The sequence below is a fragment of the Undibacterium sp. Ji83W genome (assembly GCF_049340385.1).
GTDB lineage: Bacteria > Pseudomonadota > Gammaproteobacteria > Burkholderiales > Burkholderiaceae_D > Undibacterium.
In genome coordinates, this window is sequence record NZ_JBMPOZ010000024.1 from 36,935 (window position 1) to 52,936 (window position 16,002).

Genomic DNA, 16,002 nt, shown 5'->3' on the forward strand with positions numbered 1-16,002 from the left:
CAGGAGCAACTTATGCAAGCGAATACGAGCATATTGGAAAGCAAGCCTGAAATTGAGCAGACGACAGTCAGGGTAGAGCGCAGAACGCAATTTGGTCGCTTCGTGCAAAGCCCTCACACGAGTGGAGTGGATATCAAATGGCATTATGGCGTCGTCAATTCCAATGCGCGTGAACGGTTGATGCGGCAAAGTCCGGCCACTTTGTGGCTGACCGGTTTGAGTGGAGCGGGTAAATCCACACTGGCTTATGCACTGGAAAAGATAATGCTGGAACGTGGTCACTGTTGTTTTGTCGTCGATGGCGATAACCTGCGCCATCACTTGAACAGTGACCTGGGATTTTCTGCCCACGACAGACGCGAAAACATACGCAGGGCAGCGGAAGTTGCCCATCTCATGAATGAAGCAGGGATGATTGCCATCACTGCGTTCATCTCACCATTTCGTGATGACAGGGCAATGGCGAAAGAAATAATAGGCCAGGAACGCTTTGTCGAAGTACATGTCAGTACACCAGGGATAGTGTGCGAAAGGCGTGATCCCAAAGGCCTGTATGCAAAAGCCCGCAGAGGTGAAATTCCCGAATTTACTGGCGTCTCTGCTCCCTACGAAGCACCTTTGGACCCTGATCTGGAAATCAATTCTGAGCAACACACCATAGAAGAAGCTGCAGAGAAACTCTACAGACACCTGATAGGATTGTGCTATATCAAATAGCGGCGAATAGTGGAAAATTCATGTCAGCAGAGATCAACAATTCAGTGCAGGCCTATGATGTATTTAATGGTGACGCCGATGGCATTTGCGCCTTGCACCAGTTAAGGCTGGTTGAACCCCGTACAGCAGAACTGATCACTGGCGCCAAGCGGGATATTGATTTGCTCAGTCGCTTTGAAACCAGGAGTGGCGACAAGCTGACAGTCCTGGATATTTCACTGGACAGCAATATCTCAGCATTGCGCAAGCATCTGGCTGCCGGTGCAGAAATTACTTACTTCGATCATCACAATGCAGCACTGGCCTTTGAGCATGAACATCTGCATTTGCATTGCGACATGGCTGCCGGCGTATGCAGCAGTGTTCTGGTCAATCGCCATCTGAATGGTCAGCATTGGCAGTGGGCAGTAGTCGCCGCGTATGGTGATAACTTGCCAGCAATCGCAACGGCGATGGCAAGCGAGGCTGGCTTAAATAAATCGCAACGCGACCAGTTACAAGAGCTTGGTACTTTGCTCAACTACAACGCCTATGGCGAATCAGTGGATGATTTGCATTTTCACCCTGCTGTTTTGTACCGGGCTGTGCATGAGTATGTTGATCCCTTTGATTTTTTGAATAGTGCCGGGCAATTTGTAGTGCTGCGTAATGCCTATGCCAGTGATATGGCATTCATGCAAGGTTTGCGTGCTTACAGTCAAAGTGAATTAACGTCCATCTATATCTTGCCTGCTCAGTCATGGGCCAGACGTGTCTCAGGCATTCTGGCAAATCAATTGACACAAGAGCAGCGTGGAAAATCTTTCGCAGTGCTGACCGCAAAACCTGATGGCAGTTATGTTGTCAGCGTGCGTTCAGGTAATGCAGATAGCTGTCCGGCCAGTCAATTTTGTTCCACGTTTTCTACCGGTGGCGGGCGACGTGGTGCAGGCGGTATCAACAATTTACCCGCATCAGAAGTAGACGGTTTTATTCAAGCATTTATAGCTTATTTCGACAAAATGGAAAAACCACAACTCAGCTTGTCATGACCTGGCAAGTTAGCAAGGTGGTTCTTCCAGATCCAAACCTTTATGCAAGGGGAGAGCATCATGGCAGAATCAGAGAGTGTAAGCAGCATACAAAAAGTGGTCACTGCCAGTAAGCGACCAACTCCCGTACTGATGATACCCTTGCGCCGCTGCGGCAGTCATGCCTTGCGTTTGCGCCTGAATAACAGCAAGGAATTTTATTCGCCTTATCCCCTGCATATTGTTGACTTCATGCCCCTGGTGCCGCGCTATGGCGATCTGAATGATGATGAATCTTACTTCCGGCTGGTTGTCGACGTCGTCGGTTTGCAAGCCGCCAGTATGGTGAAATGGAAGGGCATGGTATTTGATCCGGTGGATGTGTTTGAGTCTATCAAGAATGATCGACGCAGCGTACACAGGATATTGTGGGAATTGCTATTGCGCACGGGTGAGCATCACCATGCCAGTATCGTCATGGATAAGTCGCTCGATAGCGTGCATTATGCAGAAGAGCTTTTGCAGATATTCCCGAATATGTTGTTCCTGAACGTAGTCAGGGACCCAAGGGCGCAGGTTGCTTCGATGAACAAAGCCATCATCCATGATTATGATTCCACATTGAATGCCATGGCCTGGCTGGAAGCGCACCAGTTATCGCGCGATATTATCAAGCTTCACCCAGATCGGGTGCTGACGATACGTTATGAAGATTTTTTGAGTAATCAGGAAACTGTACTGAGGGCGATTTGCGATTTCTTTGGCATGCAGTTCTTGCCAGAGATGCTGGATGTGACCCATTCCAGCGAAGCGCAGCAAATATCCCAGATGTCTGCACTATGGGCGACCAACCGTTTCCCACCTGTCATGGCCAACAAGGACAAGTTCAAGCAGCAACTGAGCATGCAGGAAATTGAAGTCATAGAAAGCCTGACCAAAGAATTCATGCAATTATACGGCTATGAAATGATGACAGATGCGAGCCTGGAATTGAGTCCCGAAGTTCTGGCTGCCGCAAAGGACAAGTCCAGCAAGGGCAGGGTAGAAGCCTGGGATAGCCTGAAGCATGACAATTACAAGGATTATGTCTTGCGCCGCTTCAGGGCAGATTACCTGGCAAGCCTGAATCAGCGCCTGCCTGTGCATGCATAGAAATTAAAAGCTAAGAGGCTGTTGCGAAATTAAGATGGCTAGGCGTCGCCGACGCAGACAGTACTTTAGTACCGGGTTTTACATTTTGGAGGCGCAACAACGCCAGGTTAATTTCGCAACAGCCTCTAAACCAGTGCGACCATGATGCCGGCACCTGTCACCAGGGTGCCTGCAATTCTTTCTGTAATCACCGCATACCTTTCCTGCGTTGCCCAGTGACTGGCTTTACTGGCCAGCATGCCATATCCCAACAGGATAAAAAATTCAGGAATGATGGAGCAGGCTGCCAGTATCAGCATTTGCACACCTATCGGTTCCTTAGGGTCTATGAATTGCGGCAATATCGCCACAAACATCAACAGGGTTTTGGGATTCATCAATTGCAGCATCAGCGCGCTGCTGAATATCTTCCTGCCACTGAGTACTACTCCATCCAGTTTGGATATGGTCAGCGGTGATGGCTTGCCAAAGATGGCCGACAAACCAAGATAGACCAGGTAAGCCGCACTCAGATATTTGATCGCCATAAATACTTTAGGTGACGCCAGTATCAGCGATCCTATGCCTGTTGCTGATACTGCAAAGTAAATGGCATTACCCGTCAATATGCCCAGCGTGACAAACAGGGATGTACGCCATCCTCTGGCTATACCATATGCGACCACCATCATGACAGCCGGACCTGGTGACAGCGACAATGCCGCTTCTGTGGCTGTGAATAATACCCAGCTTTCCAGATTCATTGCCATCGCTGTTATACCTTCACAAAATCATGAATGGCCGTCAAAACCTGGTCAGCCTGCTCAGACATCAGTGAATGGCCGCAATTATCTATGATCTTTTGCTGGCTGTTCACGATGGCTTTGCTCAGGATCAGGCTGGCCTTTGCTGGCGTCATCATGTCTTTTTTGCCGAGTATGAACAAGCCGGGGCATGTCACTGATTGCGCGGCTGCTCCGCCATTGGCATATGCATTGCAGGCAGCAAAATCAGTATAAAAAACCTTGTCTGGATTGATGGCAGAGATGCGCTGCATCAGGCGCTGGCTGACACCCATCACATAAAATCCAGGACCAGGGCAGGATGGTTTGTGCGCGATGGAAGTGTGTGACCAGATATTCACCATATCAATTGCTGTTTGCTCTTCATCGCGGGCGGCATTGAGCAGGGTGTCTGATACTTTCATGGGGTAGGCTGTACCAACCATGATGAGTTTGCTGACACGTGAATTCGCTTTGAAGCAGGTTTCCAGTGCGATCAGGGAACCCATGCTATGTCCGATCAGCGTGGCTTGCGCTACGCCTGCCACATCCAGCAAGGCGAGCAGCCAGTCGGCCATTTGCTCCACGCTGGTCAGTGCCTGGCCTTTGCTGCGACCATGGCCGGGCAGGTCGACTGCCAGTACATTGAAACCGTGATGTGCCAGATAGCGGGTCTGCAAACCCCAGACCGAGTGATCATTTTGCGCCCCGTGGATGAACACCAGCGTGGGCAGGGCAGGCTGGTAGGCCTTGCCACCGGTATAGCAATAGGCTACGTTGCCATTGACTTTAAATAACATCTCAGGCTCCCTTCTGTGCAGCTTTGAGGCCACGTGACAAGTCTTCGATCAGGTCCTCGACATTTTCCAGGCCTATGGATAAACGCATGGTTCCCTCGGTAATGCCGGATGCCAGCAATTGCTCCGCAGGCACACGGAAATGTGTAGTTGATGCCGGATGTATCGCCAGCGACTTGGCATCGCCCACATTGGCCAGATGCGAAAAAATATTCAATGATTCAATAAAGCGCTGTCCCGCAGCACGATTGCCCTTGATGTTGAATGAAAATACTGCACCGCAACCTTTGGGTAGCAAGGTCTTTGCCAGTTCATAGTCAGGGTGATTCTCCAGTTCGGGGTAAGAGACAGAATCGACTGCCGGATGTGTGACCAAAAATTCGACCACTTTGCGCGTGTTCGCCACATGTCTGTCCATGCGCAGGCCCAGGGTTTCTATGCCTTGCAAAATGGTGAAGGCATTGTGCGGGCTCATGCAGGCACCAAAGTCGCGCAAGCCTTCCCGTCTGGCTCTGAGTGAAAATGCAGCAACGGTTGACTCTTCACTGAATACCATGCCGTGGAAGCCATCATAAGGCTCACAAAGTTCAGCAAAGTGTCCGGTCTTTTCGTAGGCCGCCTGCCAGTCAAAAGTACCGCCATCGACCAGCAAACCACCTATGGCTGTGCCATGGCCGCACAGGAACTTGGTCGCTGAATGAAATACCAGATCAGCACCATGATCAAATGGTTTCAGCAGATAAGGCGTAGTAAAGGTCGAGTCCAGCATTAGCGGCAAATAATGCTCATGCGCAATTTCTGCAACTGCTGGGATGTTCAGCACATCAAGACCCGGGTTACCCAGGGTTTCGGCAAACAGCACCTTGGTATTTGGGCGTATGGCAGCGCGCCAGGCATCCAGATCACGTGGATCGACAAAGGTGGTTTCTATGCCAAAACGCTTCATGGTGTAAGCCAGCAGATTTTGTGAGCCGCCATATAAGGCTCGCGAAGCGACAACATGAGAGCCAGCACCGGCTATGGTTGTCAGGCCCAGGTGCATGGCTGCTTGCCCACTGGCAACGGCGATACCTGCTACACCACCTTCCAGGGCTGCAATTCTTTCTTCCAGTACAGCATTGGTGGGGTTGGAAATGCGTGAATAGACATGGCCAGCTCTTTCCATATTGAAAAGCGAAGCTGCATGATCAGAATCCTTGAACACAAAAGAGGATGTCAGGTAAATTGGGGTGGCACGTGCGCCTGTGGCAGGATCGGGTGCAGCGCCCGCGTGCAGGGACAGGGTGTCAAAGCCGTGGTATTTAGGGCCGCTCATCAGTGAGAGTCTCCATATTGTGAGGCAGCAATGCTACCATCGCTGATGCCTAAGGTGCAAAAGGCAGGCAAAATGCGCGTGAATTCATGAATAAAATATTTTACATGCTGGATTTTTTGCAAGGCTTGCGATACATTGCAATGAAGGTCCACATAAATGTATAAGAGGAGGGGCATCATGAAAGTTTCAGAGATACTTCAAGTGAAGGGTAATATCCTTTTCACGATCACACCTGATATCCCTATTACAGAAGCCGTCAGCGTCATGGAAGAGAAAGACATAGGTTCTCTGGTCGTGATGGAATACGGCGATCTGGTTGGCATACTGACTTTCCGTGAAGTCATACGCGCGATTCATAAAAACCAGGGCTCACTTGGTAATGGCACCGTACGCAAATACATGGATGACCATCCGCTGACTGTGACACCAGAAACCGAAGTCAATGAAGTGCGTCGCATGATGTTGGAAAAACATTCCCGTTACCTGCCTGTCATGGACGCAAAAACCCTGTTGGGCGTGATCTCATTCTATGACGTAGCCAGAGCCGTGCTGGAAGCGCAAAGCTTTGAAAACAAGATGTTGAAAGCCTATATTCGTGACTGGCCTGTTGAAGAAAACGAGCAGTAATCATCAGTGACATCACCAGTGACTTAGGTGATTGAAGTAATTGATTAAATACAGCATGTTGATCTCTAATTCAGGATAGCGAATGAAGCCAGACAGTTGCACAGCAAAGCCAGACTTGTACGGCCCCCGCCGTATGAAAGCCATGCTGCGCGAGCTCGATTCAAGGGTTTACAGGGTGTTGCGTCTGGTCAGGGGCAGTATCCCTGATTGCACAGCACGCCACGCCAGCCTGCATGGCCGTGAGAACGCTGTCCCTAAAGTAGATATCAATATGCACTAAACCAATTGACGCCCGCAAGCTTGTATAGCGGGCGTTTTTTATTGTCTGTTTGGACGCTAGATAAGGAAAATAATATGCAAATCGCTGTTGTTGGTGCCGGATTAGCAGGTTTGACAGTTGCGCGTCAATTGCAGGCGCAAGGTCATCATGTCACTGTGTATGAAAAGAGCATGGGTGTCAGTGGCCGCATGAGTACCAGACACACAGAGTTAGGTGGTTTTGATCATGGGGCGCAATATTTCACCGCCAGCTCTGACCGCTTTAAAAAAGAAATTGCAGACTGGAAAAAATTTGGCTGGGTCGTTCCCTGGACGGCCAAGCTGGCAACGCTGGAAGCCGGTACTAGCAAGCCTGCGGGGCGCAGTGGTACACGTTATATCGCTGTACCTGGCATGAGTTCCCTGGGCAAGCAACTGGCGCATGGTCTTGACGTGCGTGCAGAGCAGCAGGTGAGTGCACTGGAAGCGCATGGCAAGCAATGGTTGCTGTCCATCCGCTCAGCAACGGTACCGATTGCTGCAACCGCCGGGCCGTTTGACGCGGTGATACTGGCGATACCTGCAGACCAGGCCGAACCTTTACTGAGCGTGGTGCCAGCCCTGGCCAAACAGGCCAAGCAGGCGCATCTGGCACCGTGCTGGACCTTGATGCTGGGTTTCCAGACTTCACTGGACCTGCCTTATGACGGTGCCTGGATCAATAATTCCCGCCTTGGCTGGATAGCGCATGATGATGCCAAGCCTTTGCACAGGGCTGGCGAGCGCTGGGTTTGCCATGCAAGCCAGGCATGGAGTATTGAGCATCTGGAAGATGACGACGAGAGGGTGAAAGAAAAACTGACCAAGGCCTTTCATGAAGCCACAGGTTCGTGGATACAACCCATCCATGCTGTTGTGCATCGCTGGCGTTATGCCGAGGCAGTAAAGCCAGTGGATTCTGATTTCTTATGGAATGGCAAGCAGGGTATAGGCGTCTGCGGAGACTGGTTTGCCGCTGGCCTTGACGGTGCAGGCAAGGTGGAAAATGCCTTCCTTAGTGCGTTGGCACTGGCAAAGGCAATTCCCTGACTTGCTGCTGACTTATTGTCGGCTTATTTGAGCAAGCTGGCGAGCCCGCGTGCGGGTTTGCCAGCGTCGTGCAGGGTCCAGCTTTTGCGTATACCTTTGGGTACATGCCAGAGTGCTGTCGTGCCAGCGCGGAAGAGTACGGTATCGCCTGGCTTCAGGGAAAACTTTTTCCCTTCATATTCAATATCCACGCCACCTTCAAGCACATAGATGCTTTCATCAAGCTGGTAATGCCATTCGAAGGTAGATGGGCCATCGCACTCGAAGATTCCCGAACTGGTATCGCCATCATGTGATTTGAAAAATTCTGCCGCACGAAAATTTGGCTTGCCTTCCTTGATCCAGGAGGGATCAACCTCAAAGGGTTTGACCGGCAAGTTAACAGCCGTAGCACTTGCTGGCTGTGCCTGCGTGACATAGGCGATAGCCTGGTAGGAGGTGACCCCCAGCAAGGTAAGCAAAGCTGCTGCTACGCCTATCGTCAGTGATTTTTTCATGCTTTATGCTCTCCTTGTTGTAAGAGTAACACTGAGTTTTAATGCAGTATGAAAAACAAAGTTAAATTACAAGCAGTTATTTAATAATATTGTAATTTTCACATTGACTCAAATTATCACTGACTCAAATTATATATGAGCACGTTCACCTGTTTGCAAACGCCACAGGGCAGCATAGCCGGCATCCAGCGCCAGCAATTCCTCATGCGTGCCACTTTCCATGATTTTGCCGGCCTCCAGCAAATGTATGCAATCTGCCTGACGTACCGTGGATAAACGATGGGCGATGACGATGGTGGTGCGGTTGCGGCTGACGACATCAAGACTGCGTTGTATCGCTGCTTCGGTTTCATTGTCGACGGCACTGGTGGCTTCATCGAGTATCAGTATGGGCGGATTTTTTAAAATAGCTCTGGCCAGTGCCAAGCGCTGACGCTGGCCCCCGGATAATTTCTGGCCACGCTCACCGATGCGGGTAGCAAAACCCAGCGGTAATTTGGAAATGAATTCCATGGCTTCTGCTGCCTGCGCAGCATCTCTGATGGCGGCATCATCCGCATCTTGCATGCCATAGGCAATATTGTCAGCTATCGTGCCATCGGTCAGGAAGCTGTCTTGCGCGACATAGCCTATGCAGCGACGCAGGTCTTGCAGGTTGATATCGTTGATCTCTGTGCCATCGAGTGTGATTTTCCCGGCTTGCGCAGAATAAAAACGCAAGAGTAATTTCACCAGGGTGGATTTGCCTGAGCCAGTGGAGCCGACAAAGGCGACTGTCTTACCTGCTGGTATATGCAGGCTGATTTGCTGTAATGTCTTTTGGTCGCCATAGGCAAAGTCGACTTTATCAAACTGCAAGTCGCCTTTGATCTGTGCTGGTGCAACATGTTTACCCTCATACGGGATATTGATTTTAGTGTCCAGCAAACCCATGGCGCGATCTATGGCAGACATGGAGCGCTGGTACATATCAGCTACTTCTGCCAGCCCTGTCATGGGCCACAACAGGCGCTGCGTCAGGTAGACTAGTACTGAATAAGCACCGACAGCCAGCTCACCCTGTAAAGTCAGCCAGCCACCGTAGACCAGGGTAGCGGTAAAGCCAGCCAGAATCGCCATGCGAATTACTGGTGTAATGGCGGCACTGATGGCAATGGCATTGCTGTTGGCCTGGCGATAGGCATTACTGGCTTCGGCGATATGGTTTTTTTCAAAGCTTTCTGTGGCAAAGGCTTTGATGGTCGCCAGGCCCAGCAAATTATTATTCAGGCGGGCACTGACGTCGCCAGCAGCTTCGCGCACTTCAGAATAGCGCGGTGCCAGGCGTTTTTGAAACCAGAATGCGCCTATCAATATCAGCGGTACTGGCAATAAGGAGATAACAGCAAGAGAGGGCTGTAAAGTGAAAAACACCGCGCTGACCATGACGGAGGAGCAGATAACCTGGATGATCTGGTTTGCCCCTCCATTGAGGAAGCGCTCCATCTGGTTAATGTCTTCATTGAGGATGGACATCAGGTTGCCAGTGCGCTGGTTTTCAAAATAAGCCATCTCCAGTTTTTGTACATGGTCATAAGTATCCAGGCGTAAATCATGCTGCAGGTTTTGCGCCAGCTTGCGCCACTTGATGGACAGCAGATATTCAAACCAGGATTCACCACCCCAGATCAGGGCATTGACAGCGCCAAGAAACATCAATTGATGCCAGGTGTCGGTAACGCCAAAGCCACCAAGTACCCGTTTTGCCAGAAAACTCTTGTCACCATTGATGACGATGTCGACTGCAACACCAATCAAGACTTCTGGCAGTACATCGAAGAATTTGTTCAATATCGAATAAATGGTCGCCAGGCGCAAATCTGTTTTATAGGCCTTGGCATAATTCAAGAGTTTTTTAAGCGGGTGGATTGGTGGCATGGCAGGATTTACTTGATTGCAGAAAACAAAAAGGGACTGCAAATTCTACAGTCCCTTCGTCATTTATGCTTGACTATGTCAATTATTAATCTTCCCGGCGCAGATGCGGGAACAGAATTACGTCACGGATGTTAGGTGAGTCAGTAATCAACATCATCAAACGGTCTATGCCTATGCCGCAACCACCAGTCGGTGGCAGGCCATATTCCAGGGCGCGGATGTAATCTGCGTCGTAGTACATGGCTTCTTCATCGCCAGCATCTTTTGCCGCAACCTGTGCCTGGAAGCGTGCTGCCTGATCTTCTGCATCATTCAATTCCGAGAAGCCATTTGCTATTTCACGACCTGTCATGAACAGCTCGAAACGCTCAGTGATGCCGGCAACTGTGTCAGATGCGCGTGCCAGCGGCGAGACTTCAACCGGGTAATCAACGATATACGTCGGGTCCCACAATTGTGCTTCTGCGGTTTCTTCAAACAGGGCCAGTTGCAATGCGCCCAGACCAGCTGTGGCAAAAGGCTTCGCGCCAAATTTGTGCAATTCTGTCTTGATGAATTCAGCATCATGCAATTGTTCGTCGGTGTAACCCGGCGCATATTTATTGATGGCACCAACGATAGTCAGGCGCTGGAAGGGTTTGCTCAAGTCCAGTTCGCGACCTTGATAAGTCAATACGGCTGTGCCATGTGCATCTTCCGCAGCTTTGCGGATGACTTGCTCAGTAAAGTCCATGAGCCATTTGTAATCGACATAGGCTGCGTAGAATTCCATCATCGTGAATTCTGGATTGTGGCGTGGTGACACACCTTCGTTGCGGAAGTTGCGGTTGACCTCGAATACGCGATCAAAACCACCAACCACCAGACGCTTCAGATACAACTCGGGCGCGATACGCAGATACATTTGCATGTCCAGCGCATTGTGGTGGGTGATGAAAGGCTTGGCTGCTGCGCCACCAGGTATCACGTGCAGCATTGGTGTTTCCACTTCCATGAAATCATTGCTGTTCATGAATGTGCGGATAGAGTTCATGGCTGCCGTGCGCGCCTTGAAAGTGCGGCGAGTGTCTTCGCTCATGATGAGGTCGACATAACGCTGGCGGTATTTGGTTTCCTGATTGGCCAGGCCATGGAATTTATTTGGCAAGGGGCGCAGGGATTTGGTCAGCAGGCGCAAGGTCGTGACCTTGACTGTCAATTCGTCGGTTTTGGTTTTAAATAGAACACCTTCTATGCCCAGGATGTCGCCCAGGTCGTAGTGACGGAAGGCTTCCATTTCCGCTTCGCCAGTTTTGTCGGTGGTGATGTATAGCTGAATGCGGCCATCTGCCTTGGTGCCTGAGGCATCTTGCAATGTCGCGAATGCTGCTTTTTTACCTGCAGGACGGCTGAGCATCATTCGGCCAGCAACACTGACTTCAATATTCAGTGTTTCCAGTTCTTCACGGCTCATTGCGCCATATTTATCTGCTAGGTCCGCAGCCTTGTGTTGCGGGCGGAAATCATTCGGAAATGCTACTCCTTTGGAGCGGATAACATCCAGTTTTGCTCGACGAATTGCCATGATGGAATTTTCATCAACGGGTACTTCTTCGGCAGGTGCCACACTATTATTTATTTCAGACATAATTTTCCCTAAGGGAGGGCAGGCATCTGGCCTGCAGGTTTTGATTCTTTAAGGCTGCGCAGGCGATCGCCTGCGCACTGTAAGCAATGTATTAAACGCCTTGCTTTAAGGATGCCGCGATGAATTCATCCAGGTCACCATCCAGAATTGCTTTGGTGTTGCCTGATTCAAAATTCGTGCGTAAATCCTTAATGCGGGATTGATCCAGTACATAAGAACGGATCTGGTGACCCCAGCCTACGTCGGTCTTGGAGTCTTCCAGGTTTTGCTTTTCACTCATGCGCTTGCGCAGTTCGAGTTCAAACAGTTTGGCCTTCAACATTTCCCAGGCTTCAGCACGGTTCCTGTGCTGGCTGCGGTCATTCTGGCATTGGACAACGATGCCCGAAGGGCCATGCGTCAAACGAACAGCGGAATCGGTTTTATTAATATGCTGACCACCGGCACCAGAGGCGCGGTAAGTATCGGTACGCACATCTGCCGGATTGATATCGATCTCAAACGAGTCATCTACTTCAGGGTAGACAAACAGGCTGGAGAAGGATGTATGACGGCCATTGTTGGAGTCAAATGGTGACTTGCGTACCAGGCGGTGTACACCGGTTTCTGTGCGCAGGTAGCCATAGGCGTATTCGCCTTCCACTTTCAACGTGGCAGTCTTGATGCCAGCGATGTCGCCGTCAGACTGTTCCATGATTTCGACTTTGAAACCCTTGCGTTCGCAATAGCGCAAATATTGACGCAACAGCATCGATGCCCAATCCTGTGCTTCAGTACCACCAGCACCAGCCTGGATATCGATAAAGCAGTTGTTCGGGTCCATGGGGTTGTTGAACATGCGGCGGAATTCCATGCCTTCAACCAGCTCACGCAATCCTTGCGCGTCGACTTCTATGGCTTCCAGCGTATCGTCGTCATTTTCTTCGCGCGCCATGGCGAACAGGTCATTCGCATCACGCAGGCCGCTATCCGCTTTGATCAGCGTATTGACGACAGTTTCCAGGGATTTTTTTTCTTTGCCTAATTCCTGGGCGCGTTTGGGATCATTCCAGACGGCAGGGTCTTCTAGTTCAGCGTTGACTTGTTCCAGTTTCTCTGACTTGATATCGAAGTCAAAGATACCTCCGGAGTTCGGCTTCGCGGACGGTCAGGTCGGCGAGCAGGGCGGACAGGCTATTGAGGCGTTCAGCTTCCATGATAGGTATACTTTTCTAATGCAATCAAACCTTGCATTATACCTTGCTGTAACACGCTTGATGCAAATTGCTCACTTGGATATGCTCTAATTGGATAAAACCCCCGACAGATTTGCCAGGGTCTAATGGATTATTTGCCAAGACGGTGTTTAGTTCATCACTCAGCCCAGTATTCAGCCTGGCACTCAACTTATAAGCTACCAGACTGAATTGGTAACGGTAGGCTTGGTTTCCCTGTGGCTTTCCATCCACTTAGCCAGATGAGTTTTGAAGCAAGATGGGCAAATATGGTATTGCGTCTGGGTTGACTGGCCGCCATGGGGGAATGATTCTTCCTCTTCCAGTTGTACGGTGGTGATGGACTTTTCATGCTCTTTCGCAGCCCAGTTCTCATCCCATTTGGATTCTGCGCCACAAACATCACAGGTAAGCTTGTCGAAAACCTCTTCAGTATGCTCAAGTATTAATACTGTTTTCATGTGTTTCATACTTCCTCCCTGTAGTGTTAGTGCAGGCCAACTGGACTTGGTGGCAAGTGATGATTTGATTCTACATCAGTGGCGAGGTATGAAAAGAGTCAGGTCAAAAAAAAGCTGTGTTGACCGATACAGGTCAACACAGCTTTCATTCTTTTGTCAGATTGACCTTGCTTTATTAGCGTCGACCGGTCTTGCTGGCTGCAGTTTTAGGTTTTGCCGACTTGTATGCAAGGCCAGGCCTTGCTGAACTGGTCGCTGCGGGTTTGCCCGGTGTCGTTTTTGCATTTGCTGCAGCACGCGCATAAGATTTTTTGCCAAAAGTATCGATTTTTGGCGCCGCTACCCGTTTGCCATTGGCAATGCCGCTCTCATCTATGGTAATCGGGATATGGGGCTGGCGCAGGGGTATCAGATGCCTCGGCCCGCTACCTATCAGGTCACGTCTGCCCATACGTACCAGGGCTTCATGGATGATTTCCCAGTTTTCTGGTGCGTGATAGCGCAGCAAAGCTTTGTGTAGCTTGCGTATCTTGCCTGAGCGTGCCGTTTCCACCACTTCAGAATCCGCAGTAACTTTCTTGAGTGGATTCTTGCGGGTGTGGTACATGGTGGTTGCCAGCGCCATAGGGGTAGGCATGAAGGTTTGCACCTGGTCCAGCTTGAAATCATTTTTCTTGAGCCAGACAGCCAGATTCACCATGTCTTCATCGGTAGAGCCTGGATGGGCCGCGATAAAGTAAGGGATCAGGTATTGTTCCTTGCCAGCTTCTTTCGAATACTTTTGGAACATGGCCTTGAACTCATCATAGCTGCCTATGCCGGGCTTCATCATTTTGGATAAAGTGTCAGCTTCGGTATGCTCAGGCGCAATCTTCAGCAGGCCACCGACGTGATGGGTCACCAGCTCTTTTACATATTCTGGTGAGCGTACTGCCAGGTCATAGCGCAGGCCGGAGCTCACTAAGACCTTCTTGATGCCAGGGAGCGCGCGTGCCTTGCGATAAATCGAAATCAGCTTGCTGTGATCAGTGCCCAGGTTGGAGCAGATACTCGGGTACACGCAAGACAGGCGGCGGCAGGATTCTTCTATCTTCTTGTCCTTGCAGGCCAGGCGGTACATATTCGCTGTCGGGCCACCAAGGTCGGAGATAGTGCCAGTAAAGCCTTTGACCTTGTCACGGATTTCTTCTATCTCGCGCAAAATCGATGGTTCAGAGCGGCTTTGTATGATGCGGCCTTCATGTTCGGTAATTGAACAGAAAGTACAGCCACCAAAGCAGCCACGCATGATATTGACAGAGAAACGTATCATTTCCCAAGCCGGTATGCGGGCCTTGCCATAGGCAGGGTGGGGGGCGCGTGCATAGGCGCGGTCATACACGCCATCCATTTCATCCATGGCCAGCGGCAATGGTGGCGGGTTTAGCCAGACATCGCGGTCACCGTGGCCTTGTACCAATGCCTTGGCATTGCCGGGGTTGGCTTCGAGATGGAATACGCGAGAGGCATGGGCATACAGCACGGCATCGTCCTTGACTTCATCAAATGACGGCAGGCGTATGACCGATTTATGCTGCTTATTGCGCAGCATGAGCTGGCGCTCTTCGCGACTCATGATACGTATTGCTTGCAGCTGTACAACGTCAGCCTTAACTTCGGGTTTGGCTTCCGTAGAGATGGCGGTAGCAGCAGGCGCATCGCCCGTGGCGCATTTCGCCTCTTTTTCGGGGATCATTGCATACGGATCTGTATGCGTCTCGACTTTGCCAGGCGTATCAATTTTGACAGAATTGATTTCTGTCCATTCTTCATCTGGCAGCCAGCCACGTGGCGTCATGAAGGCGGTACCGCGTAAATCGCGAATATCCTTGATGGCTTCGCCATTTGCCAGGCGGTGCGTCAGATCAATGAGTGCGCGTTCTGCATTGCCAAACAACAGGATGTCGGCTTTTGAATCAGGCAAGACGGAACGTCTTACCTTGTCAGACCAGTAATCATAATGCGCAATACGACGCAGACTGGCTTCTATGCTGCCAGCGACTATATTGGCATCAGGGTAAGCTTCACGGGCACGCTGAGCGTAGACAACCAGGGCGCGGTCCGGGCGTTTGGTGCGGTCGCCATCCGGAGTATAGGCATCTTCAGAGCGAATCTTGCGGTCAGCCGTATAACGGTTAACCATGGAATCCATATTGCCGGCAGTAACGCCAAAATACAGATTCGGCTTACCCAGTGCACGGAAGGCATCGGCAGATTGCCAGTCAGGCTGGCTGATGATGCCTACGCGGAAACCATGATGCTCCAGCAGGCGGCCGATGAGTGCCATGCCAAAGCTGGGATGGTCGATATAAGCATCGCCAGTGACGAGGATAACGTCGCAACTATCCCAACCCAGCACATCCATTTCGGCGCGTGACATAGGGAGAAATGGTGCAGTATTTTTCCCGCCAACTTCTGGACGGAAACGGGGGAAGGAGAATAGATTTTTAGGCTGAGCGTTCATTGGAGGAATTGTACCGGAAAGCTGCCGGTTTTGCGCGACGATGAGGAAATTCTTCTG

Annotated in this window: 15 protein-coding genes; 6 read left to right on the forward strand and 9 right to left on the reverse strand. The window is 50.6% G+C overall.

From position 1 onward, the window contains the following. Positions 1–12: 12 nt before the first annotated feature. From cysC to ACO0LD_RS27235, 3 genes are read left to right on the forward strand one after another with little or no spacing between them, the layout of a single operon-like run. Entirely contained in the window at positions 13–717 is a 705-nt protein-coding gene (gene cysC, locus ACO0LD_RS27225) for an adenylyl-sulfate kinase (RefSeq protein WP_423011871.1), read from the forward strand. 20 nt (positions 718–737) lie between these two features. Next, positions 738–1,748 carry a hypothetical protein gene (locus tag ACO0LD_RS27230; RefSeq protein WP_423011873.1) on the forward strand — a complete coding sequence of 337 codons (1,011 nt, stop codon included), beginning with the start codon at positions 738–740 and terminating at the stop codon, positions 1,746–1,748. 60 nt (positions 1,749–1,808) lie between these two features. After that, positions 1,809–2,879, forward strand: coding sequence for a sulfotransferase family protein (locus ACO0LD_RS27235; RefSeq protein ID WP_423011875.1), 1,071 nt, complete (start codon positions 1,809–1,811; stop codon positions 2,877–2,879). 125 nt (positions 2,880–3,004) lie between these two features. On the opposite strand, the gene ACO0LD_RS27240 is transcribed toward ACO0LD_RS27235, so the two are convergent. Genes ACO0LD_RS27240 through ACO0LD_RS27250 form a run of 3 tightly spaced genes read right to left on the reverse strand, consistent with a single transcriptional unit; the run spans position 3,005 to position 5,752 of the window. Continuing rightward, positions 3,005–3,628, reverse strand: coding sequence for a LysE family translocator (locus ACO0LD_RS27240; protein WP_423011877.1), 624 nt, complete (start codon positions 3,626–3,628; stop codon positions 3,005–3,007). A gap of 5 nt (positions 3,629–3,633) precedes the next feature. Next, positions 3,634–4,440: an alpha/beta fold hydrolase gene (locus ACO0LD_RS27245; protein WP_423011879.1), complete on the reverse strand. Its 807-nt coding sequence runs from the start codon at positions 4,438–4,440 to the stop codon at positions 3,634–3,636. A gap of 1 nt (position 4,441) precedes the next feature. Beyond that, entirely contained in the window at positions 4,442–5,752 is a 1,311-nt protein-coding gene (locus ACO0LD_RS27250) for an O-acetylhomoserine aminocarboxypropyltransferase (protein ID WP_423011881.1), read from the reverse strand. Between the two features lie 177 nt (positions 5,753–5,929). On the opposite strand from ACO0LD_RS27250, the gene ACO0LD_RS27255 reads away from it, so the two are divergent. The 3 genes from ACO0LD_RS27255 to ACO0LD_RS27265 all read left to right on the forward strand — a co-directional run bounded on the left by ACO0LD_RS27255 (position 5,930) and on the right by ACO0LD_RS27265 (position 7,726). Further along, positions 5,930–6,379, forward strand: a complete 450-nt coding sequence (locus ACO0LD_RS27255) for a CBS domain-containing protein (protein WP_162041529.1) — start codon at positions 5,930–5,932, stop codon at positions 6,377–6,379. Between the two features lie 82 nt (positions 6,380–6,461). Continuing rightward, a complete protein-coding gene (locus ACO0LD_RS27260; protein WP_423011883.1) occupies positions 6,462–6,659 on the forward strand; it encodes a hypothetical protein in 198 nt (65 codons plus the stop codon). Between the two features lie 74 nt (positions 6,660–6,733). Then, positions 6,734–7,726 (forward strand): NAD(P)/FAD-dependent oxidoreductase, encoded by a 993-nt coding sequence (locus ACO0LD_RS27265; RefSeq protein WP_423011885.1) that lies wholly within the window; start codon positions 6,734–6,736, stop codon positions 7,724–7,726. 23 nt (positions 7,727–7,749) lie between these two features. Here ACO0LD_RS27265 and ACO0LD_RS27270 read toward each other — a convergent pair whose 3' ends face one another. From ACO0LD_RS27270 to ACO0LD_RS27295, 6 genes are all read right to left on the reverse strand, one after another. Continuing rightward, positions 7,750–8,223 carry a cupin domain-containing protein gene (locus ACO0LD_RS27270; RefSeq protein WP_423011887.1) on the reverse strand — a complete coding sequence of 158 codons (474 nt, stop codon included), beginning with the start codon at positions 8,221–8,223 and terminating at the stop codon, positions 7,750–7,752. A 129-nt stretch (positions 8,224–8,352) separates the two neighbouring features. Next, positions 8,353–10,140, reverse strand: a complete 1,788-nt coding sequence (locus ACO0LD_RS27275) for an ABC transporter ATP-binding protein (protein ID WP_423011889.1) — start codon at positions 10,138–10,140, stop codon at positions 8,353–8,355. Positions 10,141–10,225: 85 nt separating this feature from the next. Beyond that, a complete protein-coding gene (gene lysS, locus ACO0LD_RS27280) occupies positions 10,226–11,767 on the reverse strand; it encodes a lysine--tRNA ligase (RefSeq protein WP_423011891.1) in 1,542 nt (513 codons plus the stop codon). 91 nt (positions 11,768–11,858) lie between these two features. Further along, a protein-coding gene (prfB, locus tag ACO0LD_RS27285; protein ID WP_423011893.1) for a peptide chain release factor 2 occupies positions 11,859–12,963 on the reverse strand; the annotation gives its coding sequence in 2 pieces (ribosomal slippage) (positions 11,859–12,881 and positions 12,883–12,963; 1,104 coding nt in all). A gap of 197 nt (positions 12,964–13,160) precedes the next feature. Further along, complete coding sequence (locus tag ACO0LD_RS27290; protein ID WP_423011895.1) at positions 13,161–13,442, reverse strand: hypothetical protein; 282 nt, start codon at positions 13,440–13,442, stop codon at positions 13,161–13,163. A 175-nt stretch (positions 13,443–13,617) separates the two neighbouring features. Further along, positions 13,618–15,945, reverse strand: a complete 2,328-nt coding sequence (locus ACO0LD_RS27295) for a YgiQ family radical SAM protein (RefSeq protein WP_423011897.1) — start codon at positions 15,943–15,945, stop codon at positions 13,618–13,620. Between the last annotated feature and the right edge of the window lie 57 nt (positions 15,946–16,002).

What these genes read in the sequence shown, in the direction of transcription:
- cysC (WP_423011871.1), top strand. Translation starts at nt 13, where the DNA reads ATGCAAGCGAATACGAGCATATTGGAAAGCAAGCCTGAAATTGAGCAG.
- ACO0LD_RS27230 (WP_423011873.1), top strand. Translation starts at nt 738, where the DNA reads ATGTCAGCAGAGATCAACAATTCAGTGCAGGCCTATGATGTATTTAAT.
- ACO0LD_RS27235 (WP_423011875.1), top strand. Translation starts at nt 1,809, where the DNA reads ATGGCAGAATCAGAGAGTGTAAGCAGCATACAAAAAGTGGTCACTGCC.
- ACO0LD_RS27240 (WP_423011877.1), bottom strand. Translation starts at nt 3,628, where the DNA reads ATGGCAATGAATCTGGAAAGCTGGGTATTATTCACAGCCACAGAAGCG.
- ACO0LD_RS27245 (WP_423011879.1), bottom strand. Translation starts at nt 4,440, where the DNA reads ATGTTATTTAAAGTCAATGGCAACGTAGCCTATTGCTATACCGGTGGC.
- ACO0LD_RS27250 (WP_423011881.1), bottom strand. Translation starts at nt 5,752, where the DNA reads ATGAGCGGCCCTAAATACCACGGCTTTGACACCCTGTCCCTGCACGCG.
- ACO0LD_RS27255 (WP_162041529.1), top strand. Translation starts at nt 5,930, where the DNA reads ATGAAAGTTTCAGAGATACTTCAAGTGAAGGGTAATATCCTTTTCACG.
- ACO0LD_RS27260 (WP_423011883.1), top strand. Translation starts at nt 6,462, where the DNA reads ATGAAGCCAGACAGTTGCACAGCAAAGCCAGACTTGTACGGCCCCCGC.
- ACO0LD_RS27265 (WP_423011885.1), top strand. Translation starts at nt 6,734, where the DNA reads ATGCAAATCGCTGTTGTTGGTGCCGGATTAGCAGGTTTGACAGTTGCG.
- ACO0LD_RS27270 (WP_423011887.1), bottom strand. Translation starts at nt 8,223, where the DNA reads ATGAAAAAATCACTGACGATAGGCGTAGCAGCAGCTTTGCTTACCTTG.
- ACO0LD_RS27275 (WP_423011889.1), bottom strand. Translation starts at nt 10,140, where the DNA reads ATGCCACCAATCCACCCGCTTAAAAAACTCTTGAATTATGCCAAGGCC.
- lysS (WP_423011891.1), bottom strand. Translation starts at nt 11,767, where the DNA reads ATGTCTGAAATAAATAATAGTGTGGCACCTGCCGAAGAAGTACCCGTT.
- ACO0LD_RS27290 (WP_423011895.1), bottom strand. Translation starts at nt 13,442, where the DNA reads ATGAAAACAGTATTAATACTTGAGCATACTGAAGAGGTTTTCGACAAG.
- ACO0LD_RS27295 (WP_423011897.1), bottom strand. Translation starts at nt 15,945, where the DNA reads ATGAACGCTCAGCCTAAAAATCTATTCTCCTTCCCCCGTTTCCGTCCA.